Source organism: Paenibacillus melissococcoides (assembly GCA_944800085.1).
Taxonomy (GTDB): Bacteria; Bacillota; Bacilli; order Paenibacillales; family Paenibacillaceae; genus Paenibacillus_B; species Paenibacillus_B melissococcoides.
Map to the genome: position 1 here is coordinate 307,501 of CALYLO010000007.1, position 24,550 is coordinate 332,050.

Genomic DNA, 24,550 nt, shown 5'->3' on the forward strand with positions numbered 1-24,550 from the left:
ACTCCATCCGCTCCGCTCGACTTGCATGTATTAGGCACGCCGCCAGCGTTCGTCCTGAGCCAGGATCAAACTCTCCATAAAAGTAGTTTGACTTGCTCATTTATTGCTGACGAGGTCTATTGACCTCTTGCACAAACATCACTCGTTGTTCAGTTTTCAAAGAACAATCTCGTTTCTTTCTTACCGTGCCGCGTCTCTCAGCGGCGACTTATATAATATAACATGGCTAGATTCCGATTGCAAGTGTTTTTTAAAATTTATTTAAAGATTTTTTAAAGCTATATCCTTCCCCGCTTCCCGCCGCCTTATTCACGCGCTTGGCGCAGCCCATACTAGCCCGTACTGCCGTGATCGGCTTACCCATTGCGCTTGGTCATCACCGGCGAGCAAGACAAGAATAGAGCCCCTTCCCCGGAAGAGACTCTATCTGAACCATAACTATAGTAACTATAGGATTCGGAAATCAGCCGTTCAATACTTTCTCAATCCACAGATGACGCTGTTCCGACAGATGCACGATCTGGCCATCGATCGACACCCACGGGCGCGTAGGATGCCGCTCTTCCGTGAATACAATCCTGCCTACCCGGCCGTCGTTCAACTGCACGGCGCTGCCCTGCTGAAAGTGCGTCACCTTTTGAATGAACGTCGACACGAGCTGCGGGTCCAGCTTGCCGAATGATTCTTCCTTCAACTGCTCCAGCACGAGATAAGGAGAAGCGGCGCGCTTGTAGCCCCGATTCAGCGTCATCGCATGGAACATGTCCGCGACGGCGACGATTTTGGCGTAAGGATGAATCTTCTCTCCCGACACCCCCAGAGGATACCCGCTTCCGTCCATCCGTTCGTGATGCTGGAGGACACCGAGCTTAACCCCTTCGTTCAAGCCTGGCGTATGGCGCAAAATCTCGTAAGCATAATGGGCATGCCGATTCATTTCGGCCCGTTCGCTGTCCGTCAGAGCGCCCTGCTTGTGGACGATATCTTCATCAACCCGGGTCTTGCCGATATCATGCAGCAAGCCGGCAAGCGCAATGTGCATGCCTTCCTTGACCGGCTGCCCGCTCCATTGGCCAAGCAGATGCGAGGTCAGCGCGACCGCGATGGATTTGTGATACAAGTAGTCAGCTTCCTCGGCGGCAACAAGCTCCTTGATATCGGGATGAAGGAAGAACGGCGAATAATGATCCGCATGAGCCAACAGCCATTCCATCTGCTGGCGCAGCTCCAGAATCGGAAGCTTCGTCATGCTCGCGGTACGGAATACATTTTTCAACAATTGACCCATCTGCATCCATAATTCCACAAAGCCTGCCGGCTTCGCGTTCGCGGCCGCCCCGCTCCCCACTCTGTCTTCTGCGGGCGCATCCTCGGACCTGCCTTTGCCCGGAACGGCCGCAGCATTGCCGGTTTCCCCTTCGGCAATTTCCGCCTCCGCTTCTCCTTCGACAGCGACCGTCTTCACCATAAACGCCTTCAGCACTTCCATATCCTGAACGCTGAGCGTCCGGCCTTTGTACATCAGCACGCCGCCGAGCATCGTCCGCACATCTTGGCCGAGCCGATCCCCCGGCTTGGCTTGAGATACTGGAATTAAACACCATCTGTCCACTCCACGCTCCTGATCCTTCGTAAAATAAGAAGAAAACCTCTGCCGCAGCCGAATCGCTCTGGACCGGCCGCGGGGAGAGGTTCATTATAATGACTGCATCAGGAAGCATTTCCGTGATGTGATAACCGTCTGATACAATAGAAGGGGCGCATCTTGTAGATATCGCCCCTTCGTGTCAAATTAGGATGAAGGATGATCTGCGCCGCCGGTTGTGCCGGCTTCGGCAGAATCTCCGTCAGGCCCGTTCTCCTGGCCCTCCGGCGCCCCGTTATGGTCTCCCATCTCATCCTGTTCTTCATTCTTGTCGCAACGGCTGACGGTTGCTACGCTGTCATCCTCCCGGATATTAATGAGCTTTACCCCTTGCGCATAGCGTCCCATCTGCGAAATGCCTTCCATGCTCATCCGGATAATGGTGCCGAGCGAGGTGATAATCATCAGATCCTCTTCCGGCTGCACCACCTTCAAGCCGACGACAGGGCCGTTTTTCTCCGTCACGTTAATCGTCTTGATTCCTTTGCCCCCGCGGCTTTGGATGCGGTACTCGCTCATTGGCGTCCGCTTGCCGTAGCCTTTGGAGGACACGATAAGGACATCATTGTCCTCGCTGACGACGTCCATATCGATGACGAAGTCGTCATCGTCGAGCGTAATCCCTTTGACGCCGGTAGCGGAGCGTCCCATGGAACGGACATCTTTTTCCGGGAAGCGGATCGACATCCCGTTCGATGTCCCCATTATGATCTCCTGCTTGCCGTCCGTCAGGCGAACCCCGATAAGATCATCGTCTTCTCTCAGGTTGATGGCGATAAGCCCGCCCTTGCGGATGTTGACGTAATCATCCAGCGGCGTCTTCTTCACGATGCCGTGGCGGGTAGCGAAGAACAGGAACTTGTCCGCTTCGAATTCCTTGACCGGAATGACGGCGTTGACCGATTCTCCCTGCTCGATCTGAATCAGGTTGATAATCGGCGTTCCGCGTGAAGTGCGGCTCAAGTCAGGCACCTCATACGCCTTGATCCGGTACACCTTGCCTTTGTCGGTGAAGAACATCAGGTAATGGTGCGAATTGGTGACGAACAGATGCTCGACGAAGTCGTTATCCTTCGTATCCATTCCGACCACGCCCCGTCCGCCGCGCTTCTGGCTGCGGTACGTCGTAACCGGCAGGCGCTTGATGTAGCCGCTGTGCGTAATCGTGATGATAACATCCTCTTGCGGGATCAGATCCTCGTCGAGAATGCTGTCTTCGCCGATCGTAATCTCCGTGCGGCGCTCATCGCCAAATTTTTGTTTCACTTCTTCCAATTCGTCGTTAATAATATTCAACACCAGCTGCTCGCTTGCCAAAATTTCCTTCAATTCGGCAATCTTCTTCATCAGCTCGGCGTATTCTTCTTCGATCTTCTCCCGCTCCAGACCGGTCAGGCGCTGCAGGCGCATATCGAGAATCGCCTGAGCCTGCTCGACGGACAGCTGGAAGCGGCTGATCAAGCCTTCGCGCGCAATATCGGCTGTTCGGGAGCTGCGGATCAGCGCGATCACTTCGTCGAGGTGATCAAGCGCCACGCGCAACCCTTCCAGAATATGAGCGCGGGCTTCCGCCTTCTTCAGGTCGAACTCGGTGCGGCGGCGAATGACGTCGATCTGGTGCTCCAGGTAATAGTACAGCATGTCGCGCAGGTTCAATACGCGAGGCTCTTGATTGACAAGCGCCAGCATATTGATGCCGAAGTTCGACTGCAGCGCCGTATGCTTGTACAGATTGTTCAGCACAACGCTCGGATTGACATCCCGGCGCAGCTCGATCACGATCCGCATGCCGTTGCGGTCCGATTCGTCGCGCAGATCCGTAATGCCCTCGACCCGCTTCTCGCGGACCAGCTCGGCGATCTTCTCGACCAGCTTCGCCTTATTGACCTGATAAGGCAGCTCATGAACGAGAATGCGGGCTTTGCCGTTATGCTCTTCAATCGTTGCCTTCGCCCGCATCGTAACCGAACCGCGCCCGGTCATATAGGCTTGGCGAATCCCTTCGCGGCCCAGAATCAGCCCGGCCGTCGGGAAATCCGGCCCCTTGATATAGTCCATCAGCTCAAGCGGCGTAATCTCCGGATTGCGGATAAGCGCCTGAATGCCATCAATGACCTCAGTCAAATTATGAGGCGGAATGTTGGTCGCCATACCGACCGCAATCCCCGATACCCCATTGACAAGCAGGTTCGGGAACCGCGCCGGAAGGACGACTGGCTCCGTCTCTTCCCCGTCATAGTTCGGGGCGAAATCTACTGTATCTTTATTAATGTCACGCAGCAGCTCCATCGCAATCTTGGACAGACGCGCTTCGGTATACCGCATCGCTGCCGCGAAGTCCCCATCTATCGAACCGAAGTTCCCGTGACCGTCGACCAGCATATAACGCAGAGAGAAGTCCTGCGCCATGCGCACCATCGTCTCATAGACCGCCGAATCACCGTGAGGGTGATACTTACCGATGACTTCCCCGACAATTCTTGCCGACTTCTTATATGGCTTGTCCGGCGCCATGCCGAGTTCGGACATCGCATACAATATCCGGCGGTGAACCGGCTTCATCCCGTCACGCACATCCGGCAGCGCACGGCTGACAATGATGCTCATCGCGTAATCGAGAAAAGATTCCCGCATCTCCATGCCGATGTCGCGATCTTTAATTTGCGATTGTTTTTCTTCCGCCATGCTGGACCTCCTCATCATTCTTGTTCACAGCGTCCACAATGTATGGCAAAAAGCAATGAGTTTGCTTAGCAAGCGAAAACGGCTCCATTGCCCTGTTCGGGATCGAACCGTTTCCCTGTATGAATAAGAGCAGCCTCCCTACCGGGCTGCCTATTATTCACCAAGTCCATATCTACGCTATTTTCATTATATTACTTTCACAAAAGATGTACAATTAAACGTTACGCCAAATGACACCAAAAACCGAACGATTCCTTTCGCAAAATGGGCTTTTGTTCTTTTCCAATCGGCCTATAACGACATATCCTTTATTATACCATACTTGACTACTAGAAAAGATGACGCACTCAGGCTCATCGGAAAGGATGGTTGAATGGCCATACGACGTGTTGCCAGTAAGTTGAAAAAGACGCTGGCCTTGCAGCGCTCCGCCGAGCTCAATGAGTTCATTCCAGAAACGCGTCCCTTCAACGAGAACCATCTGGAAAGCATGCTTGAGGCGCATGCCATGGTCTACGTCAAGCCGAACCGGGGTACCCATGGCCATGGCGTCATGCGGGTGGTCCGGGAAGAAGAGGAGTATCATCTGATGGCGGGCACGCAGGTGTTCCGCTACCCCACATTCGAAGAATTGCACCGCGCGCTCGTCAAACGGATCGGATCCAAGCCGTATTTGATTCAGAAGGGAATTCATCTTCTTACCTTTGAAGGCAAAAATTTCGACATTCGCGTTCTCACGCAAATGAGCCCGAAAGGCCGGTGGGTATCGACGGCCGTGTTCGGCAAGGTGGCCGGCTCCAGCATTGTCGTCACCAACTTCAATAGCGGAGGGAAGCTGGCTGATATTAATACGCTCCTCAAAGACAATATGACGGAGGAAGAACGGGTTCGCCTGATCGCCCTGCTGAAGCAGTTGGGCGTAGAGACGGCGTCGGAGCTGGAAAAAAATTTTCCCGGCCTCAAGGAAATCGGGTTGGATATCGGACTGGACGAAGACCGCCATCCGTGGATATTTGAGGTCAATACGAAGCCGGATATCACCGCGTTCCGGAAAATGAATTTCAGCCAGTGCGATTACCGCCTCATCCGCAAATATGGCATCGCCTACGGCCGTCTCCGCGGCCGCCTGCGCACCCGCAAACGCTCCTCCTAACCGTGGCCGCCGTGACGGGCACACGGGAAGATCTCGCCCTGCCCCGGCAGGGCGGCGCGAAAAAGCCCCGCTCCTCCCAGGAATCGGGGCTTGCTTGCATGCGGCCGCTTAAAAATCGAGATTTTTGACAAATTTGGCGTGGCGCTGAATGAAATCGCGGCGCGGCTCTACATTATCGCCCATCAATGTGTCGAACACTTCGTCCGCCATCTTCGCATCCTCGAAGGATACTTGAAGCATGGAGCGGCTCTCGGGATCCATCGTCGTCTCCCACAGCTGCTCGGCATTCATCTCGCCGAGACCTTTGTAGCGCTGCACGTTGACTTTGGCGCCCTCGCCGAATTCGGCAATAATCTCGTCTCTCATCTTCTCGCTGTCCGCATACCGTACGACCTTGTTCCGCTCGATCTTGAAAAGAGGCGGCTGCGCGATATAGACGTAGCCCGCTTCGATCAGCTTCCGCATGTAGCGGTAGAAGAACGTCAGAAGCAGCGTCCGGATATGCGCGCCATCGACGTCGGCATCCGTCATAATAATGATTTTGTGATAGCGGGCCTTCTCCAGATCGAAGTCCTCGCCGATCCCGGTGCCGAGGGCCGTAATGATCGCCCGGATTTCGGCATTGGACAAGATTTTGTCCAGACGGGATTTTTCGACGTTCAAGATTTTCCCCTTGAGCGGCAGAATCGCTTGGAAATGGCGATCCCGGCCCTGCTTGGCCGAACCGCCCGCAGAATCCCCCTCGACGATGAACAGCTCGCACTGGGAGGCATCCTTGGATGAGCAATCCGCCAGCTTGCCCGGCAGCGAGCTGACCTCAAGCGCGCTCTTCCGGCGGGTCAATTCCCGGGCACGGCGAGCGGCTTCCCGCGCGCGCGCCGCCTGCAATCCCTTCTCGACGACCTTCCGCGAGATGGCCGGGTTCTCATCCATAAATTCCATCAGCCGCTCGGCGAACAAGGACTCGACGATGCTGCGCACTTCGCTGTTCCCCAGCTTCGTCTTCGTCTGGCCTTCGAATTGCGGCTCCGGAATTTTGACCGACACGATCGCCGTCAAGCCTTCGCGCACATCATCCCCACTCAAGTTGGACACATTATCCTTCATCAGGTTCATTTTGCGCGCATATTCGTTAATGATCCGCGTCAATGCGCTCTTGAATCCGGACTCATGGGTCCCGCCTTCATGCGTATGAATATTATTGGCGAATGAATAAATATTTTCCGAATAGCTGTCGTTATACTGAAGGGCAATCTCGCATGTAATATAATCCTTCTGCCCCTCAACATAGATCGGCGGCTCATGCATTTTTTCCCGGTTGCGGTTCAAATATTCGACGAATTCGATAATCCCGCCGTCATATTTGAATGTCTCCGTCTGGTTGTTCCGCTCGTCGGTGAGCACCATTTCAATGCCTTTATTCAAGAACGCCAGCTCGCGGATACGGGAGACCAGCGTCTCATGATCATAGACGAGCGTGTCCGTGAAGATTTCGGGATCCGGCTTGAAGCGAATCGTCGTTCCTGTCTCATCGGTATCACCGAGCACTTTCAGATCATACTGCGGCACGCCGCGGCGGTACTCCTGCTGATGGATATGGCCGTCACGTTTGACCGTAACGATAAGACTCTCCGACAACGCATTGACGACGGACACCCCTACGCCGTGCAGACCTCCAGACACTTTGTAGCCTTCGCCGCCGAATTTCCCGCCGGCGTGAAGCACCGTCATGACGACCTCTACGGCCGGACGCTGCATCTTCTGCTCGATACCGACCGGAATACCGCGCCCGTTATCAATGACCGTGATACTGTTATCTTCATGCACGATCACTTGAATCTTCGTACAGTAACCGGCCAACGCCTCGTCAATACTGTTGTCGACCACTTCCCATACCAAATGATGAAGCCCTCTGACGCTAGTGGAACCAATATACATCCCTGGCCGCTTACGAACCGCTTCCAGGCCTTCCAAGACCTGAATCTGGCTCTCATCATAAGTGTTTTGATTCAATGACATGCCCTCACCTACTTCTTATTTTTCAGTTCCGCCGCTGGTTCATCCGCTATACGTACGATGCGGCTTGCAGGCATTTCCGGCGCTCTGCGGCGCCAGATCGGTCCGGCAAGCGAAAGTGTCGTATGCCTATTCGTTGTAATGACGCGCCCGCTTCTTCAGCGTAGTAGATGAAATGGGCGAAAAGTAAACTTTTCCTTTCGTGACGACGATCGACTTGGCTTCCTCCTCGCCTATCGCCTCCACGTTTTTGACCTTATGGGCATTCGCCACGAACTGCTTGGACAGCTTCGATGATTTCTCAATGGACACATCGAAGATCGCAACCAGTTCCGAGGAACGAATGACCTTTTCTCCACCCAGGTGAATATACAATCGGACTTCCCCCTTAACGCATGACTTGCCCATTTTCCACGTGGAACATATTTGCATCCTGAAGCCGGCCAATGTTGATGCCCTCGATCCCCGTCGTCGTGATGAACGTCTGAACCTTGATCTGAAAAGTCTCAATGAGCTGCGTCTGGCGGTGCGAATCGAGCTCGGACAACACATCGTCCAGCAGCAGCACGGGATATTCACCGATTTCTTCATGCATCAGCTCAATCTCGGCCAGCTTCAAGGACAAGGCCGTTGTTCGCTGCTGACCTTGCGAGCCGTACGTTTGCACTTCTTTGCCGTTAATGAAAAAGGCGAGATCGTCCCGATGCGGCCCGACAAGCGTTATGCCGCGCCGCACCTCCTGGTCTTTCATTTGTGTTAACTTTAACATAAATTGTTCAAATAAAACAGCGTCATCTTCTTCCGCTGCCGCGAAGGAAGGCACATACTCGATCTGAAGCGCTTCCTGCCCGTTGGTGATGCCTGCATGAATCTGCTCGGCCCAACCTTGCAGCTTTAGTAAATATTGTTTCCTTTTCCTTACAACTTTAACACCATTAACCGCAAGCTGTTCGTTAAAAATCTCGAGTATCGCATCCGGCTGGGCGCCGGGCTTGGTCCACATCTGCTTCAACAAGTTATTGCGCTGAATCAGGACCTTCTGATACTGCTGCAAATGGTACAAATAGCTCGGCTGAACCTGGCCGATCTCCATATCAAGGAAGCGCCGGCGAATCCCTGGAGAGCCCTTGACGATCTCCAAATCCTCCGGCGCGAACATCACGACATTGAGCGCCCCGATGAAGCCGCTCAGCTTTTTCTGCTCCAGCCCGTTCAGCTTCGCCTTCTTCCCCTGCTTGGAAATGCTCAGATCGAGCTGGACCTGGCCATACTTCCGCTCCACGAGCGCCTTGAGCGAGGCCTGCTCCGCTTCCCAGCCGATCAGCTCCTTGTCCTTCGAGGTGCGATGCGACTTGGTCAGGGCAAGCACGAAGATGGCTTCCAGCAAATTGGTCTTGCCCTGGGCATTATTGCCGACGAAGATGTTGACCCGGTTGTTCGTATCCAGCTCCAAGCCCTCATAATTGCGGTACTGCTTCAGCGCCACGGATTTGACGAACACCGGCTATGCCTCCTGCGCGGCAGCGACGCGGAAAGCGCCGCAGCCTTCCACGTTCACGGTATCCCCCGCATACAGCTTACGTCCTCGGCGGGATTCCGGCTCTCCATTGACCTTGACCTGATTCTCGGCCAGGATCACCTTGGCATGTCCCCCGGTCGAAGCGCAGTCCGCCAGCTTCAGGAATTGCCCGAGCGTAATATATTCCGTATGAATCGTAATCTCGTTCATGATCGTATCCTCCTTGGCAGCCTCAGTGCGGCTGCGCTCCCCTGCCTTGCCTCCGGTTAATTGGTCGTCCGGTATGGCAGAATGAGATGAAGGCTGTTCACCTTCTCCGTTGGTTTAATGATAATCGGACTCATGGCGCCCGTAAATCCGATGAAAATATGCTCGCATTCGACGACCTTCAGCACGTCGAGCATATATTTAGAGTTGAACGCGATGCGCAGCGGCTCCCCGTTGAATTCCTTGACATCCAGCTGCTCGGTGACCCGTCCCAGCTCCGAGGAACTCGACGAAATCTCGATCGTGCCGTCTTCCTTGGTCTGCAGGCGGACAATGTTCGTCTTCTCCTCGCGGGACAGCAAATAGGCCCGGTCGATCGCATCCGTCAATTTTTTTGTATCCAAAACCAGTTCTGTTTTATACTGCTGCGGAATAATCTTGGAAGTATCCGGATAAGTGCCGTCCAAAATACGCGAATAAAACAGAACGTGGTCGATCTTGAACAAGACCTGGTTGTCGGCCACGACGATGTCGACAATCGTGTTTTGATCAGGAATGATTTTGCTCAATTCATTGAGCGTCTTGCCGGAAATGACGACATTGTTGAAGCGGATCTCCTCTTCGGCTTCAATATCGGCGATGCGGCTCGCCAGCCGATGGCGGTCCGTAGCGACGAACTTGAGGCTCCCTTCCTGCAAATTCCACAGTACGCCAGTCAGGATCGGCGTCGTCTCGTTGGTGGAAATAGCAAAGACCGTCTGCTTGATCATCGTCTTCAGCAAATCGCCGTTCACGCGAATAACCTGATTCTCCTCGATGCTTGGCAGCACCGGATATTCTTCCGGATCGAGGCCAACCATCTGAATGTCGGTCGAACCGGAGCGGAGGAAGGTCTGGAAATGATCTTTGACTTCGATCTCGATGTCTTGGGACGGGAGCTTCTTGATAATCTCGACAAAAAACTTGGCCGGCAGCACGACGCTGCCCGGCTTGTCTACCTGGACAATCGTCTGGCGGTCATCCTCCACCGGAATGAAGCACTGAATCGAAATATCGGTATCGCTGGCCGTCAAGGTCACGCCTTGGTAAGTCACGTCCATCTTAATCCCGGTCAGAATCGGAATCGTTGTCCGGCTGGAAATCGCCTTTGATACATTTTGTATCGCTTCGTTCAGTTCATTTTTCAGTATGGAAATTTTCATGTCGTCACTCCTTAATGCCTATTGTGCGTTGCAATTCATGAGCAGCGGAATTCGCTTGCGTTGTTATATGATGATCTATATTAATCTTTTAAAAGATAATAGTAATAGTAGGCGCGCTGAATATGTGGATAACTATCCGGAATGCGCATAAAGTAAAGCCTATCCACATGTGTATAGATTGTGTATAGGCTTTTTATGTTGTTCACAGCGTCGGATTTTTGATTTTGTCGATTAGGTTCTGAATCACTTTGTATAATTCCTGATCGTGCTGAATGTTTTGGGTAATTTTCTCGTGCGCATGGATGACGGTCGTATGGTCCCGGCCGCCGAAGGCTTCCCCTATCTTGGGCAAGGAGTAATCGGTGAGTTCGCGGGAGAGATACATGGCGATCTGCCGCGGGAACGCGACGGCCTTCGTCCGCTTCCGGGCCTTGAAATCCTCCATCTTCAGCCCGTAGAACTCGCCTACCTTCTGCTGGATGTCCTGTATCGTAATCATGCGCGGACGGCTGGACGGGATAATATCCTTCAGCGCTTCCGCCGCCAGATGGGTCGTGATATCCTGGTTCGTCATCGTCGAGAACGCGACGACCCGGGTCAGCGCCCCTTCCAGCTCACGAATGTTCGTGTTGATCTGATTCGCGATATAGCCCATCGCTTCATTCGGGATATCGAGGTTCTCCGCCTTCGCCTTTTTGCGCAAGATCGCGATTCTCGTCTCCAAATCAGGGGGCTGAATATCGGTGATTAAGCCCCATTCGAACCGGGAACGAAGCCGCTCCTCCAGCGTTTCGATCTCTTTGGGCGGGCGATCGCTGGAGATGACAATCTGTTTATTTTCGTTATGAAGCGCATTGAAGGTATGGAAAAATTCCTCCTGCGTCGATTCCTTGCCGGCGAGAAATTGAATGTCGTCCACGAGCAAAATGTCGACATTCCGGTATTTATTGCGGAAGCTCTCCCCCCGGTTATCCCGGATCGCATTGATGAATTCATTGGTGAACTTCTCGGAAGTGGTATACACGACGCGGCTCGCCGGATTATGCTCCAAAATGTAATGGCCGATCGCATGCATCAAGTGGGTCTTGCCCAGACCGACGCCCCCGTACAGGAACAACGGGTTGTATGCTTTGGCCGGCGCTTCCGCCACCGCGAGCGATGCGGCATGGGCGAAGCGGTTGTTCGAGCCGATGACGAACGTATCGAATGTATATTTGGGGTTGAGCATGGTCGAAGCCGGCTCATCCTGAACGGCAGGGCGGGCCGGAGGACTCTGTGGCTGCGGAATGTCCGGTTCCGCATGAGCCGCCTCTTCGATGATGAACTTGACGTCCACCTGATTGCCCGTAATTTCTAAGATAGTTGAGCTAACCAGCTTCGTATAGCGGCTTTCTAGCCATTCCACCGCAAATGTGGTCGGTGCGGTAATCAGTAGCTGCGTGTCCGTAAACTTGACCGCTTGAGTGGCTTTGAACCAGGTGTCGAAGCTTGGTTTGCTAAGCTTGGTCTGGATGACGGACAATATTTCCTGCCAATGTTCATTCGCTTGGCGCTCCACAGATCGTTTCACTCCTTCAAACCTTCTGCGTCGTCATTGACGCGATAACCGGCGTGCTTCGCCGTTCCTTGAAAAGGACAAGGGCCCCGACAAGACGCGATAAGGGCTCTCCAAGGCACAGAAAGCCCTTATAAAAGAAGGGCGCATTGTCGGGGTCTATGCTGACATGTTATGACGGCGTTCGGCTTGCGCGTTGTCGCGAAGCGAACGGGCATGATGTCGGGATATAGCGATTCGAATCCTATATTGTCCACAATATCAAGAAGATGCCGAACCGGATATAAACGTTATATTCGAGTTGTTCACAACTTTATCCACAGGTTGTTGATAAATAAATATCCACAACGGTTATTCACAACCGAAAAGCAATATAATCATAGCAGAAGAAGCCTTGTTTTTCAATGATACCGCGATAATTATCCACAAATTCAATAACTTGTGTACAAAAATTATATACACCACTAGATATTGTTTATAACTTGTTTGCCATTCGACAAGGGCGGACATTGTGCATAAATAGTTGTGCACAAGTCGTCATGGAAATCTGTCGATTTCTCAACGGTTTTGCACATGTGAATAACTTCGTGGCGGCGGAAGCGCGATTCGGGGCTGCGGATAAGTTCCGGAGACGGACTTCCTATTATGGGGCAGAAGAAAGAGGAAGGAGGGGGCCAAACGTGATCATTGACTTTTAAGAGGTATTCTGTTTAAATGTAAAAAGGAATTTTGTGCGAAAGTGTGAACTGACGCAATCAATGGGACTCCCATGACATATCTCATTCGAGGAGGTGCGCTACGTTGAAACCAACATTTAAGCCAAATGTGAGCAAACGCAAAAAAGTTCACGGTTTCCGTAAAAGAATGAGCACGAAAAACGGCCGTAAGGTTATTGCTGCTCGTCGTCAAAAAGGCAGAAAAGTACTGAGCGCATAAGACGCGTGAATGCAAGACCACCACGGTGGTCTTTTTTTCTTAAAGGGGACCGCTGCGATTCAATCGCATCTATTTATAATAGAGAGTCTGTTCAATCCGATATGAGGGTCAAGAAGGCTGGCGGTCTGCAAGCAGTATAGAAGAAGCCATGAATGTCCTGACAGATACGGCCGGCTGGCGGCAAGGGGGCATCATGGCCGTTTTTGCTTGCTTCCGATTCCTATGCTGCTCCGGCTGCGGCCGGGGCGCGTTTATTCCGCCTGGCGGAAGCACATACTTGGTTAATGGAATGCCGGCAGAGATTATGGCCGGCTTCGTAAGAAGGGCAGGAGTAAGCACGTGCAGAAAAAGTACCGGTTGCGGGACCGATCCGATTTTTCCCGGGTATACCGATACGGCCGTTCCTTCGCCAATCATCAGCTGGTCTTATATGTTTTCCATCGTCCGCAGGTGGAGCGGTTCCGCGTAGGCGTCTCCGCCAGCAAGAAGATCGGCAATGCGGTCATGCGCAACCGCATGCGGCGAATGATTAAGGAGATTGTGAGACGGGAGGCCGATCGGATTATCGATCATGTCGATTTGATTTTCATCGTCCGCAAAGGCGCGACAGAGATGAATTACGATCAATTGATGAAGAGCGTGCAGCATGTGATGCGCAAGGGATCCGTGTTCAAGCAATAGGCAAGATTAGAGCGGCTTGGACCGTTTCCTTTAGCGTTTGAAATATGATATATTTACTTTGGAATCGGATGGTTCAAGAGAGGAGTTTTTGCTATTGTCGCTGAAGAAGTTGTTGCATAATCGTAAATGGCTCTTCGTGGCGGTATCCGTGCTGTTGCTGGTCGTACTGACCGGATGTACGACATCGACCACGACATTGATGACAGAGGACCTGCTGCAAGGGAACTTCTGGGAGCGCAACGTCGTTTATTATTTTTCGTTAGCTCTGGATACGTTTGCAGGCTGGTTCCAGGGAGAATACGGCATCGCCATTTTGCTGCTTACGATTATTGTCCGGTCTCTTATTTTACCGCTTACCGTGAAGCAGATGCGCAGCTCGAAGGAGATGCAGAAGCTGCAGCCGAAGCTTGCCGAGATTAAGAAGAAGTATGGCGACAATCCGCAAAAGCAGCAAGAAGAGACGATGAAGCTGTTCCAGCAGCATAATGTCAACCCTCTGGCCGGCTGCTTGCCGATGATTGTTCAGATGCCGGTATTTATCGCCTTGTACAACTCGATTTATTTGAACTCGGAAATTCGCGAGCACACGTTTTTATGGCTCAAATTGGGACAAACCGACCCGTACTACGTGCTTCCGATCATCGCTGCCTTGACCTCGTTCATTCAGACGAAGATGATGAGCGCGCAGCAAAAAGGGCCGAATCCGATGCAGTTCATGCTGTACGTGTTCCCAATCTTGATTTTTGTCATGTCGATTAACTTCCCGGCGGCGCTGCCGCTGTATTGGGTATATAGCAACCTGTTCACGATTGTGCAGAACTTTTTCCTTTATCGTAACAATGATAAGGAGGTCAGTCCGGCGAAATGAACACGCTGATTGTATCGGGAAAAACTATCGAAGATGCAATAAAAAACGGATTGGCACAATGGAAGGTGACGGAGGATCGCGTCACCGTCCGCGTATTGGAGAAGCCCTCGCGCGGATTGTTCGGATTGATTGGGGTGCGCCCGGCTACCGTGGAGCTTACGCTGCTTGAGAAGCCGGAGGCGCCTGCACCGGCGCCGGAGACGACTCCTGCCCCTGCCGCGGAAGTGAAGGCGGAGCCGGCGGAAGAGGCCGCGATATCGGCCGTCGAAGCCGCAGCCGAGGAAGAGGCTGCGCAGCAAGGCCCCGATCCAATCGAGGAGGCGAAGCGGTTCATTATCGACGCCGCCCGCGCGATGGGATTGGAAGTGGACGTGTCCGTGCATAAGCGCAAGGATACCGTTACGTTCGACATTAGCGGACCTGATCTCGGGCTCATTATCGGGCGCCGGGGCCAGACGTTGGACTCGTTGCAATATTTGACGAGTCTGGTCGCTAACCGTTATTCTAAGCACCACCTTCGAATTATTCTTGATGCAGAGCAGTTTCGCGAGCGACGGAAGAAGACGCTGGAAGCGCTGGCTGACCGGTTGGCGAACAAGGCGGTTCGCAACCACCAGGATGTCGTGCTGGAGCCGATGACGCCGCAAGAGCGGAAGATCATTCATGCCAAGCTGCAGGATCATCCGAAAGTGAAGACCTACAGCAAGGGCGAGGAGCCGAATCGGCGCATCGTTATTTCCGTGAAATAATCCGCATGGTATTATTGGAATATTCACTATTAATAGACGTGGAATTCAAGCACGAAACGCAATGATTGCGCCTATGCCGGGGGTAATCATTGCTTTTTTTTAACAAAATTCAATGTCCGGTATACGTACAGGATAGAAGCATGCGCGAAGACAGGAGGGAGTGCAGATGATGTATGATACGATTGCAGCCGTCTCGACGCCGTTGGGCGAGGGCGGAATCGCGGTGATTCGGGTGAGCGGGGAAGGCGCGCTCAAGGAAGTGGAGAAGCTGTTCCGCTCCAAGGTGAAGCTGACCGAGGCGGAGACGCATACGATTCATTACGGCCATATCGTCGATCCGAAGACCGGGGAGCGGGTCGAGGAGGTGCTGGTGAACGTGATGCGGGCGCCGCGCTCGTTCACGACGGAGGATGTTGTCGAGATCAATACGCACGGAGGGATGATCTCGATCCGCAAGGTCATGGATTTGCTGCTGGAGCAGGAGATTCGGCCTGCGGAGCCAGGGGAGTTCACGAAGCGGGCTTTCCTGAATGGACGCATTGACTTGTCGCAGGCGGAGGCGGTCATTGACCTGATTCGCTCGAAGTCGGATCGGGCTTTCTCGGTGGCGATGAAGCAGGTGCAGGGCTATCTGTCGAAGAAAATCAATGCGCTGCGCCATACGCTGATCGAGACGCTGGCCCACATCGAGGTCAATATCGATTATCCGGAGCATGACGTGGAAGAACTGACGAGCGCGTTCATTCAGGAGAAATGCGGCCAAGTCAAAAAAGAGATTGAAGAGCTGTTAAAGACGGCGTCCGAGGGGAAAATATTAAGAGAGGGCATCGTAACGGCGATTGTAGGGCGCCCGAATGTAGGGAAGTCCTCGCTGCTCAATACGCTGGCCCGCGACAACAAGGCGATTGTCACGGATATTCCGGGCACGACACGCGACGTGATCGAGGAATTCGTCACCATTAACGGCATTCCGCTTCGCTTGCTGGATACGGCCGGTATCCGGGAGACGACGGACATCGTCGAGCGCCTCGGCGTGGAACGTTCCCGCAGCGCCCTGCTGGAGGCGGATCTGATCCTGTTCGTTGTGAATAACAACGAGCCGCTGCATGAGGATGAGCGGGAATGGATGAAGGAATTTGTGGGTAGACAAGTCATTGTGATTGTGAATAAAATGGATCTGCCTCAACATATCGATATAAGCGAACTGGAAGCTACGTTTGGCGCAGACGCCATTGTCCGCATGTCAGCGAAGGAGCAGGAGGGCGTGGACGCCTTGGAGCAGGCGATATCGGCCCTGTTCTTCAGCGGAGGCATCGAATCCGGAGATTTGACGTATGTGAGCAACGTGCGCCATATTGCGCTGCTGAAGAAGGCGCTCCAGGCGCTTGATGACGCGATAGACGCTTCCCGCCAAGGCATTCCGATCGATATGATTCAGATCGATGTGCGGTCGGCCTGGGAGCAGTTAGGTGAAATTATCGGCGATGCCGTGGGCGATTCGCTGATTGATCAAATATTTTCTCAATTCTGCCTCGGCAAATAAGGAGGCGGGACGAAGATGGGAACAGAGGAGGGATACGATGCCATTCGATGCAGGACAGTATGATGTGATCGTCATCGGCGCCGGACACGCCGGCTGCGAGTCGGCCCTGGCGACGGCCCGGATGGGCTGCAATACGCTGCTGTTGACGATTAATCTGGATATGGTGGCCTTCATGCCGTGCAACCCGTCGATCGGCGGGCCGGCCAAGGGCCATGTCGTGCGCGAGATCGACGCCTTGGGCGGCGAGATGGGCCGCAATATCGACAAAACCTTCATTCAAATGCGCATGCTGAATACAGGCAAAGGACCGGCGGTGCACGCGCTGCGCGCGCAGGCGGATAAGGTGCTGTACCAGCAGGCGATGAAGGAAACGGTGGAATCGACGCCGAATCTGACCCTTCGCCAGGGCATGGTGGAGGAGCTGCTCGTGGAGGACGGCAAATGCGTCGGCGTCGAGACGAAATCCGGCGCCCGCTATACGGCGAAGGCGGTCGTGCTGACGACCGGGACGTATTTGCGCGGGAAAATTATTATCGGCGAGCTGATGTACGAGAGCGGGCCGAACAATCAGCAGCCTTCGGTCAAGCTGTCGGAGAGCTTGCGCAAGCTGGGCTTCGAGATGGTGCGCTTCAAGACCGGCACCCCGCCCCGCATCAATAAGCAGTTCATCGATTTCTCGAAGACGGAGATTCAGCCGGGGGACGAGAACCCGAAGTTCTTCTCCTATGAGACGAAGTCATCGGATAATGAACAGCTTCCGTGCTGGCTGACCTATACGTCGGAGGAGACGCACCGGATTATTAACGAGAACCTGCACCGGGCACCGATGTTCTCCGGCGTCATCGAGGGGACCGGACCCCGTTATTGTCCGTCGATCGAGGATAAAATCGTCCGCTTCGCCGACAAGCCGAAGCATCAGATTTTCCTGGAGCCGGAGGGCAAAAATACGGCGGAGTATTACGTTCAAGGGCTGTCTACAAGCTTGCCGGAGGACGTTCAACTGAAGATGATCCGCTCGGTTCCCGGATTGGAAAAAGCGGAAATGATGCGCACCGGCTATGCCATCGAATACGATGCGGTCGTGCCGACGCAGCTATGGCCGACGCTGGAGACCAAGCTGGTCGAGAACCTGTACACGGCCGGGCAAATCAACGGAACGTCCGGGTATGAAGAAGCGGCCGCGCAGGGCATTATGGCCGGGATTAATGCGGCGCGCAAAATCCAGGGCAAGCCGCCGGTCATTCTGGACCGTTCGCAAGGCTATATCGGCGTCTTGATTGACGATCTCGTGACCAAGGGGACGATGGAGCCTTACCGTCTGCTGACGTCCCGGGCCGAATACCGTCTGCTGCTCCGCCATGACAATGCGGACATTCGCCTGACGCCTATCGGCCATGAGATCGGCTTGATTAGCGAAGAGCGCTATGCGGCATTTCAACGCAAGATGGAGCTCGTCGAGCGGGAGATGGAACGGCTGCGCGAGACGAAGGTGAAGCCGGATGAAGCGGTGCAGGCGATGCTCGCCGAAGCGGGATCGGCCCCGCTGGTGAACGGCTGCGACGCCATTACGCTGCTGCGTCGTCCTGAAGTGGCCTACGCTCAAGTCGAAAAGCTGTTCCCATCTCCGTATGAGCTGGATGACGAGATGAAGGAGCAGGTCGAAATTCAAATTAAGTATGCCGGCTATATCGAGAAGCAGCTTCTGCATGTGGAGAAGCTGCAGAAGATGGAGAAGAAGCTGATTCCTGCCGATATCGATTATCAGGATGTGCAGGGCATTGCTTCCGAGGCGAAGCAGCGCCTGGAAAAGGTGCGGCCGATCTCCATCGGTCAGGCGTCCCGGATCTCCGGGGTGACGCCGGCGGATATTTCCATCCTGCTTGTCTATATCGAACACTACAACCGCGTGACGGCGGCGAAGCAGGAGGAAGTCCGCAACGGCTAGCCTGCTCTGCTCGCCGAGGGCGGGATTTCATATGAGGGACGGAGAGATCAAACTTATGGATGCCGTACAAGAACAGTTTGCCGGCTGGCTGGCCGGGCACGGATGGACGCTCACGGAACGGCAGCGGGAGCAGTTCGAACAATACTACCATATCTTAGTCGAATGGAACGAGAAGATGAACCTGACCGGGATTACCGAGCGGGATAAAGTATATGAGAAGCATTTCTATGATTCGCTGCTGCTGGCGGCCCACGTCAACATGGAGGATGTCGTCACGATGGCCGATATCGGCTCGGGGGCAGGGTTCCCGGGCATTCCGCTTCATATTCTGTTCCCGCATGTCCAACTGACGATTGTGGACTCGCTGAACAAGCGGATTCAGTTCTTGAATCATCTGGTGCAAGAGCTGGGCCTGACCGGGGTGGAATGCCTTCATGGCCGGGCGGAGGAGGCGGCGCGCAAGCCGCAATACCGGGATCGGTTCGATCTCGTCACGGCTCGCGCCGTCGCCCGCCTCAATGTGCTGAACGAATTCTGCCTTCCGTTCGTGAAGACGGGCGGCCTGTTCGCGGCGATGAAGGGGACGAATCCGGCCGAGGAGATCGTCGAGGCGGGGAAGAGCCTGCAGGTGCTGCAAGGCTCCTTCCTGGGGGATCACAAGCTCACCCTGCCGGTGGAGCAATCGGAACGCCATATCATTTTGATTGCCAAAAAAGGACCGACGCCAAAAGCATACCCGCGCAAGCCGGGCATGCCGTTGAAGGCGCCGATACAATAAAGGAAAGGAACCGGTGTTTGTGCTGGCTCATCAGACTGTCGACAAAGTCCTGTCGACAGTCTTTTTCTTATGATAGGCGGGGCGGGGGAAGGCAGGACAGGTTAGGGCAAGCTGGTCCCTGCGTGAAGCTAGATGGTCTACGCATGGAGCAAGATGGTACGCGCATGAAAATGCTGCACAGGCGCAGCATTTTTTGCCTCAAGAGGCTAACTTCCGAGAAAATCCTGCAAAACTGCATCATTTCGCCATTTTGAACGCTATCTGCGCCTTACCGTAGGGTAATTGCTGTAGTTTTGCAGCAATTCTATTTTCGCATACTCGTGCCAATGAAATTGCTGCATTCTTGCAGGATTGGTGGAGCAGATGACTAGAATGACGGGAGATACTGCAGCATTAGGGGAGTGGATGACTGGAGGTGCGGATGATACTGCAGCTTTGGTGGAGTGAATGACCGGGGTGCGGATGATACTGCGGCTTTAGTGGAAATGAATGACCGGGTACGGGAGATTACTGCAGCTTTAGTGAAGCAGATGAAAAAGCCATCGGCAACGGACGACTCTGCTGCGGCTCCCGTTGGATCCGTACCGCAGAATATTGGAGGAGTTCAGGGGAGCTCTCCGAATCCGGATTATTTGGAGAACATGCTTGCGCAGGAGATGAGGCTGCTGGCCAGGCAAGGCCTGTTCGACGACGAAGGGGTTCTTACGGAAAGGAGGCCGACCGCCTATCATCGGGAAGTGACGATTTGCGGCTAATCTCGCCAAAACCATCGGTGTTACTCTGAGGAGCCGGCATTTGGGCAGGCTCTTTTTTAATGTTTACCTTTTAAGATATACTTCCCTGGAGACAAAATTCCACTTCGTCTTTAATCCCTGCTTGTTCGTATAATTTTTGAGGTATAGTCACTTGGCGTTTCTGAGAGACACGTGCACATTCCATACGCTACACCGCCTCGTATTGCCATAGTTTACCCCTCCTCTTCTTTATTTATGGATACTTTCCAAATTAGTTGACCTTGGGTTAAATCTTCGTTAAATAAGTCGTCAGTAAAAATCGGTGAAATTGTCGTTATGGAGATTTCATTTACAAAAAAATCATGAAATGATAATATGTAGCTACGAATAATACCATTATAAGGAAGGTGAGGACGTGAGTTCCGTCAGTCTGGAGTTCTCAACCTTGGGGGAACTGATTCAACGCTACCGACAAGAGCGGGGAATGACGCAGGCTCATTTGGCCGAATTGTCAGGAGTGAGCAGCGGGAGTATTTCCAAGATCGAGAATGGAGAAATTCGGCGGCCCGACTTTAAAACCATCCAGCCGATTATATCGGTTTTGGAGATTCCCCTCGATGAAGTGCTGGATCCATTCATGTTAACAAATCCCCGCTCCGACACGTTATGTAAACTGCTTTATGACTCTTTTTCACTCCAAAATGCCTCCCTAAGCACAAAGATCGCTTCATACTTGTTAGAATCCGAAGATGAAAATAGCGAAGCAATCGCAGCCAAATTATTGCTCGATATACAGCAACTTGTGGACAATACCGAAATAAAATTGGCTTTGTTGAATACATTGATTGCATATGCCAGAAGCCATGGAATGCAGTCCTTTGTTGCGCGCGGGGCGCTTCAGAAGTATTTAGTGGAACGTGATGATTTCAGTAAGCTGGAAGAAACATTTCAATCGGGAAAGTACATTTTGTATTATACGGAATTCTTGACTACCGATGAGCGAATCACTCTGTACTATAAGTTGGGCGTTCATGCCTACAACTTACGTAACTTCAATGAATGTATTGAGCTGTGCAAGCGGGCTATTATTGAGGATGAATCGGAGAGCAGCTTTAAGGCTTACTCAACATTGTTGATTTGTTCTTCTTATTTCCACCAGGAAAAGTTCGAGTTATCAGAAAAATACTTGAAAACATTCAGCTTTCAACTTTCCTTTTGTTAAAGAGAATGTTGATTTTATGACAGCAAAACTTAATCAGCGCAAGGGAAAAACAGATTTAGCAATTACTCAATTACTCAATTACAGGAATGCCTGAAAACGTCTTTCTATAAAATTAATGCCGTTAACACACTTATTGAGCTATATCTTTCTTCCGACGATGTAAGCCCTGTAGAAATATTAATCTATCACGAACCGGAGTTTCTCCCTAAGGATTTAAGTAACCCTATATCAAAGGCAGGATATGCTCACTACTTCCTTAATAAAGGAAAATACATGATCATGATCGGGAAAAGCTATGAAGCTCTGAGTTGCTTTATAAAGAGTGCGATCATCTTTTCAAAAATTAGTATGCCTAAACATAACTATGAATGCTTGGAATTCATTTTTAAAATATCAAAAGATAATCATAGCTCCCAAATGGAAGATAACATAAAGAAACTCTTTGCCGAATTAAAAAATGAGGAGGGTACAGCACGAAAAAATAAATAACAAATCTGGTAACTATTGTTATAACCGCTTATCTTTTAATGGCACCTTCATTACCAAATGGTTATAAGCTCAATAATCAGAGTATCATTACAACTATTAGTGGCGCTGGTAGTGGTGACGTTCATTTTCCATGGTAATAATAAAACAGGAGGGGTTGGAATGAAAAAAGCAGTCACTAAACTGATTCTGACTGTTATGGCAGCTTTTCTGTTTTTGATGCCTTTATCATTTGGCTACAAACTTAATAAACAGGAAATCACTGCAGCCTCTGTCGGGGGTAACTTTATTGTTCCCTGGTCACACTCAAATGAATACAACGCGTATAAAGAAAAGAATATTTCATTTTACGGTGGTGGTGATGACGTTTACGTTCCATGGTAACAATCCTGATTAACAGTGGAGAGGATATATTGGATTCTGATGAGCCTTAGATACTAAAGGCTCTTTTTTATTTTTCTTTGTTTTACAAATATGTCGACAATAGTCGAAAACTTCCTCGAAATTGCAAAATCTAGTATTTAAGAAGGCTTCTATACAATGACAATTAACAGCATTTGTTGATGACAGCAACCTGCTTTTTATCCTTAGTAAAGTAGAACTAACACCGGGCTGCCATTTTTAGATCAAGGATATGAAGGAGGTACTAGAAATTACAGATCGGTAGGAAAGGTGGTAGAGCCTATTGAGCGTTTTTATTTTGACAGCCCTATAAACGAAATAAGCGATGCTGATGAAGTTTTATTGCTTAAGATTGAAAGAACGCGACATATGCTGAAACAAGCCGTTCAAAGCGGAAAGAAGTTTACAGATTACGATGTAGTGCAACTTAGTCAGAAACTTGATGAGTACCTCTTGGAAATTCAGAAGAAGAGGCTGATTAGGAGAGAAATTAGAAAAATTATTGGGGAGGAATATAAGGATGAAATTTTTTAAAGTTATTGTTTTGATATTACTGTTAAACACTTTTATCTGTTCTCTCGCATATGCTTCCAGTTCCTCTTACTCATATAATGGGTATAAATGGGGGAAGGTTTCGAATTTAAATGTGTGTATGGATCCATCTACAAAAAATAAAACACGGTCAGGTGACACATACAGATCAATATCGAGTGATGCTTTCTATCAATGGACAGCTGGTGTAAATCATAAAATTATGTTCACTGATACTAGTAGTTCTTGTCAAATTTACGTACAATCATACGATTATGGAAATGTAGACTGGAATGGTCAGGCAACATATGTTCCAACTGTACCGGGAGGGTCAACATTTGCGAATGTTTCAATACAGTTAAACCGGACATACATGGATAATTATAGTTTTGAATATAACCGTGGTATTACAGCACATGAAATTGGACACGGTTTGGGGCTATCCCATGTTGAAGATCCATCCCAAGTAATGTGTACAGCTTTAAAAGGTAGAACAGCTACCAAACCAAATAATGGAGATATTACTGGAGTAATGAGATTGTACAAATTATAAATTTAGTTCAAGGATTACTTTTCATTTTTTACAACAAAAAATAAATTAGGAGGGCTAATATGAATATTCTCAAGAATCGTTTTATTTTATTCTTTACTGGTTTATTATTTATTTTTTTACTAGCCTTTTCAATTGGACAAGGTATAAATGCTTCATCCTTAAAAGAAATAAAACTCTCTGGTGATGTTGTTCATCAATATGAATCTATTAATGAATTATTTTCCAAATCCGAGGTTGTTGCAGAAGTAGAGGTTGATGCTGTAAAAAGTACCTTGTATGGTGGCGTTGTTTTTTCATTAGCCAAGGCGAATGTGAAGAATGTCCAAAAAGGATTAATTCCAAATAACAATTTGACCATATTAGAAACGGGCGGTATTTATAATAACCAACGCTATATCTTTGAAGAAAATCCTTCATTTGTTAACGGGGAAAGAGCAATAGTCTTTTTAAAAAAATATAAAGGACCTATTGATAATGATGCATATGTAATTTTAGGAGCTTATCAAGGTAAATTTAAATTGCAAGGCAGCAAAGTAATTCCCCCAGTTAATGCAAGCCCAAAATTAATGAGTGTCAATAACTTGTCGGAATTAAAATAAACTGATTTTTCAAAGTGTGATGAGATTTCATCACACTTTTTTTGCAACAAATGGATAAGATGTATCGTCTTACAATTAGGAGGGATGTCAATTATGCGTTATTTTTTTTGTTTCGTCATTATGATGTCCATAATCATAACGGGATGCACTCCTGAAGAGAAGCTTCCCAGTTCAAGTGGTGATTGGCGAATCAGTTCCGTTACCTTGAACGGATACTTGTATCGGATAACCGAAGAGATGGTAATGGACATCGATCACAAAGTTGGTACGATTGAAAAGTACAGTGATGAGGAGTCGTTTCTGAGATCCATAGAGGATACATTTTCTAACACATACCCAGTTGGCACCAATCTATATTCGATAAAGGGCATTCCCGTGATGGAAGCGATAGCGGCGGAAGTAAAAAACAACATCTATCATAAGTTAATTTGTGAGGGAAAGGTTTATGGGAATGGGTCAGGAGAATTAAAATAATCCCGTGATGAAATTTTGCAGCAATAACCCCAACGAGCATTCATGAAAAACCTCGAAGTAATTTAGG

23 protein-coding genes and 1 rRNA gene (1 of these 24 cut by a window edge) are annotated in these 24,550 nt (G+C 50.8%); 15 read left to right on the top strand and 9 right to left on the bottom strand.

What is annotated here, in order from left to right; genetic code table 11:
* The 3 genes from OCY70_RS24475 to gyrA form a co-directional block, all read right to left on the bottom strand.
* Window positions 1–81 (bottom strand): 16S ribosomal RNA (locus OCY70_RS24475) (it extends 1,470 nt beyond the left edge of the window).
* A 382-nt stretch (window positions 82–463) separates the two neighbouring features.
* Complete coding sequence (locus OCY70_RS24480) at window positions 464–1,612, bottom strand: HD-GYP domain-containing protein (protein ID WP_213429953.1); 1,149 nt, start codon at window positions 1,610–1,612, stop codon at window positions 464–466.
* A 180-nt stretch (window positions 1,613–1,792) separates the two neighbouring features.
* On the bottom strand, window positions 1,793–4,330 hold the full coding sequence (gyrA, locus tag OCY70_RS24485) for a DNA gyrase subunit A (RefSeq protein WP_213429954.1): 2,538 nt from the start codon (window positions 4,328–4,330) through the stop codon (window positions 1,793–1,795).
* 373 nt (window positions 4,331–4,703) lie between these two features.
* Between gyrA and OCY70_RS24490 the strand changes: the two genes are divergently transcribed.
* A complete protein-coding gene (locus tag OCY70_RS24490; protein ID WP_213429955.1) occupies window positions 4,704–5,483 on the top strand; it encodes a YheC/YheD family protein in 780 nt (259 codons plus the stop codon).
* A gap of 108 nt (window positions 5,484–5,591) precedes the next feature.
* Here OCY70_RS24490 and gyrB read toward each other — a convergent pair whose 3' ends face one another.
* The 6 genes from gyrB to dnaA all read right to left on the bottom strand — a co-directional run bounded on the left by gyrB (window position 5,592) and on the right by dnaA (window position 11,985).
* The gene (gene gyrB, locus OCY70_RS24495; RefSeq protein WP_213429956.1) at window positions 5,592–7,502 is read right to left on the bottom strand and encodes a DNA topoisomerase (ATP-hydrolyzing) subunit B; all 1,911 of its coding nucleotides are present in this window, start codon (window positions 7,500–7,502) and stop codon (window positions 5,592–5,594) included.
* A 126-nt stretch (window positions 7,503–7,628) separates the two neighbouring features.
* Entirely contained in the window at window positions 7,629–7,874 is a 246-nt protein-coding gene (gene remB / locus OCY70_RS24500; RefSeq protein WP_006678665.1) for an extracellular matrix regulator RemB, read from the bottom strand.
* A 13-nt stretch (window positions 7,875–7,887) separates the two neighbouring features.
* A complete protein-coding gene (gene recF, locus OCY70_RS24505) occupies window positions 7,888–9,000 on the bottom strand; it encodes a DNA replication/repair protein RecF (RefSeq protein WP_261945055.1) in 1,113 nt (370 codons plus the stop codon).
* Window positions 9,001–9,003: 3 nt separating this feature from the next.
* On the bottom strand, window positions 9,004–9,228 hold the full coding sequence (gene yaaA, locus OCY70_RS24510; protein ID WP_283776832.1) for a S4 domain-containing protein YaaA: 225 nt from the start codon (window positions 9,226–9,228) through the stop codon (window positions 9,004–9,006).
* Window positions 9,229–9,284: 56 nt separating this feature from the next.
* The gene (gene dnaN, locus OCY70_RS24515) at window positions 9,285–10,427 is read right to left on the bottom strand and encodes a DNA polymerase III subunit beta (RefSeq protein WP_213429958.1); all 1,143 of its coding nucleotides are present in this window, start codon (window positions 10,425–10,427) and stop codon (window positions 9,285–9,287) included.
* 202 nt (window positions 10,428–10,629) lie between these two features.
* Complete coding sequence (gene dnaA, locus OCY70_RS24520) at window positions 10,630–11,985, bottom strand: chromosomal replication initiator protein DnaA (RefSeq protein WP_213429972.1); 1,356 nt, start codon at window positions 11,983–11,985, stop codon at window positions 10,630–10,632.
* 798 nt (window positions 11,986–12,783) lie between these two features.
* On the opposite strand from dnaA, the gene rpmH reads away from it, so the two are divergent.
* The 14 genes from rpmH to OCY70_RS24590 all read left to right on the top strand — a co-directional run bounded on the left by rpmH (window position 12,784) and on the right by OCY70_RS24590 (window position 24,483).
* Window positions 12,784–12,918 (top strand): 50S ribosomal protein L34, encoded by a 135-nt coding sequence (rpmH, locus tag OCY70_RS24525; protein ID WP_006678660.1) that lies wholly within the window; start codon window positions 12,784–12,786, stop codon window positions 12,916–12,918.
* 339 nt (window positions 12,919–13,257) lie between these two features.
* Window positions 13,258–13,599: a ribonuclease P protein component gene (rnpA, locus tag OCY70_RS24530; protein WP_213429959.1), complete on the top strand. Its 342-nt coding sequence runs from the start codon at window positions 13,258–13,260 to the stop codon at window positions 13,597–13,599.
* Between the two features lie 94 nt (window positions 13,600–13,693).
* On the top strand, window positions 13,694–14,467 hold the full coding sequence (locus tag OCY70_RS24535) for a YidC/Oxa1 family membrane protein insertase (protein ID WP_213429960.1): 774 nt from the start codon (window positions 13,694–13,696) through the stop codon (window positions 14,465–14,467).
* Window positions 14,464–15,216, top strand: a complete 753-nt coding sequence (gene jag / locus OCY70_RS24540; protein ID WP_213429961.1) for an RNA-binding cell elongation regulator Jag/EloR — start codon at window positions 14,464–14,466, stop codon at window positions 15,214–15,216. Before OCY70_RS24535 ends, jag begins: the two co-directional genes overlap by 4 nt.
* Window positions 15,217–15,382: 166 nt before the next feature.
* Window positions 15,383–16,759: a tRNA uridine-5-carboxymethylaminomethyl(34) synthesis GTPase MnmE gene (gene mnmE / locus OCY70_RS24545; protein WP_261945056.1), complete on the top strand. Its 1,377-nt coding sequence runs from the start codon at window positions 15,383–15,385 to the stop codon at window positions 16,757–16,759.
* A 37-nt stretch (window positions 16,760–16,796) separates the two neighbouring features.
* Window positions 16,797–18,704, top strand: coding sequence for a tRNA uridine-5-carboxymethylaminomethyl(34) synthesis enzyme MnmG (mnmG, locus tag OCY70_RS24550; RefSeq protein WP_213429963.1), 1,908 nt, complete (start codon window positions 16,797–16,799; stop codon window positions 18,702–18,704).
* Window positions 18,705–18,759: 55 nt separating this feature from the next.
* Entirely contained in the window at window positions 18,760–19,482 is a 723-nt protein-coding gene (gene rsmG, locus OCY70_RS24555; protein WP_213429964.1) for a 16S rRNA (guanine(527)-N(7))-methyltransferase RsmG, read from the top strand.
* 521 nt (window positions 19,483–20,003) lie between these two features.
* Complete coding sequence (locus OCY70_RS24560; RefSeq protein WP_213429965.1) at window positions 20,004–20,237, top strand: hypothetical protein; 234 nt, start codon at window positions 20,004–20,006, stop codon at window positions 20,235–20,237.
* Window positions 20,238–20,631: 394 nt separating this feature from the next.
* A complete protein-coding gene (locus OCY70_RS24565; protein WP_213429966.1) occupies window positions 20,632–21,438 on the top strand; it encodes a helix-turn-helix domain-containing protein in 807 nt (268 codons plus the stop codon).
* Between the two features lie 648 nt (window positions 21,439–22,086).
* Window positions 22,087–22,308, top strand: coding sequence for a hypothetical protein (locus OCY70_RS24570; protein ID WP_213429967.1), 222 nt, complete (start codon window positions 22,087–22,089; stop codon window positions 22,306–22,308).
* Between the two features lie 288 nt (window positions 22,309–22,596).
* On the top strand, window positions 22,597–22,860 hold the full coding sequence (locus tag OCY70_RS24575; protein ID WP_249725450.1) for an aspartyl-phosphate phosphatase Spo0E family protein: 264 nt from the start codon (window positions 22,597–22,599) through the stop codon (window positions 22,858–22,860).
* Window positions 22,847–23,410, top strand: a complete 564-nt coding sequence (locus tag OCY70_RS24580) for a matrixin family metalloprotease (RefSeq protein ID WP_213429968.1) — start codon at window positions 22,847–22,849, stop codon at window positions 23,408–23,410. The genes OCY70_RS24575 and OCY70_RS24580 overlap by 14 nt, the downstream gene beginning before the upstream one ends.
* 59 nt (window positions 23,411–23,469) lie before the next feature.
* On the top strand, window positions 23,470–24,009 hold the full coding sequence (locus OCY70_RS24585; protein WP_213429969.1) for a hypothetical protein: 540 nt from the start codon (window positions 23,470–23,472) through the stop codon (window positions 24,007–24,009).
* 93 nt (window positions 24,010–24,102) lie between these two features.
* On the top strand, window positions 24,103–24,483 hold the full coding sequence (locus OCY70_RS24590; RefSeq protein ID WP_213429970.1) for a hypothetical protein: 381 nt from the start codon (window positions 24,103–24,105) through the stop codon (window positions 24,481–24,483).
* The last annotated feature ends 67 nt before the right edge of the window (window positions 24,484–24,550 follow it).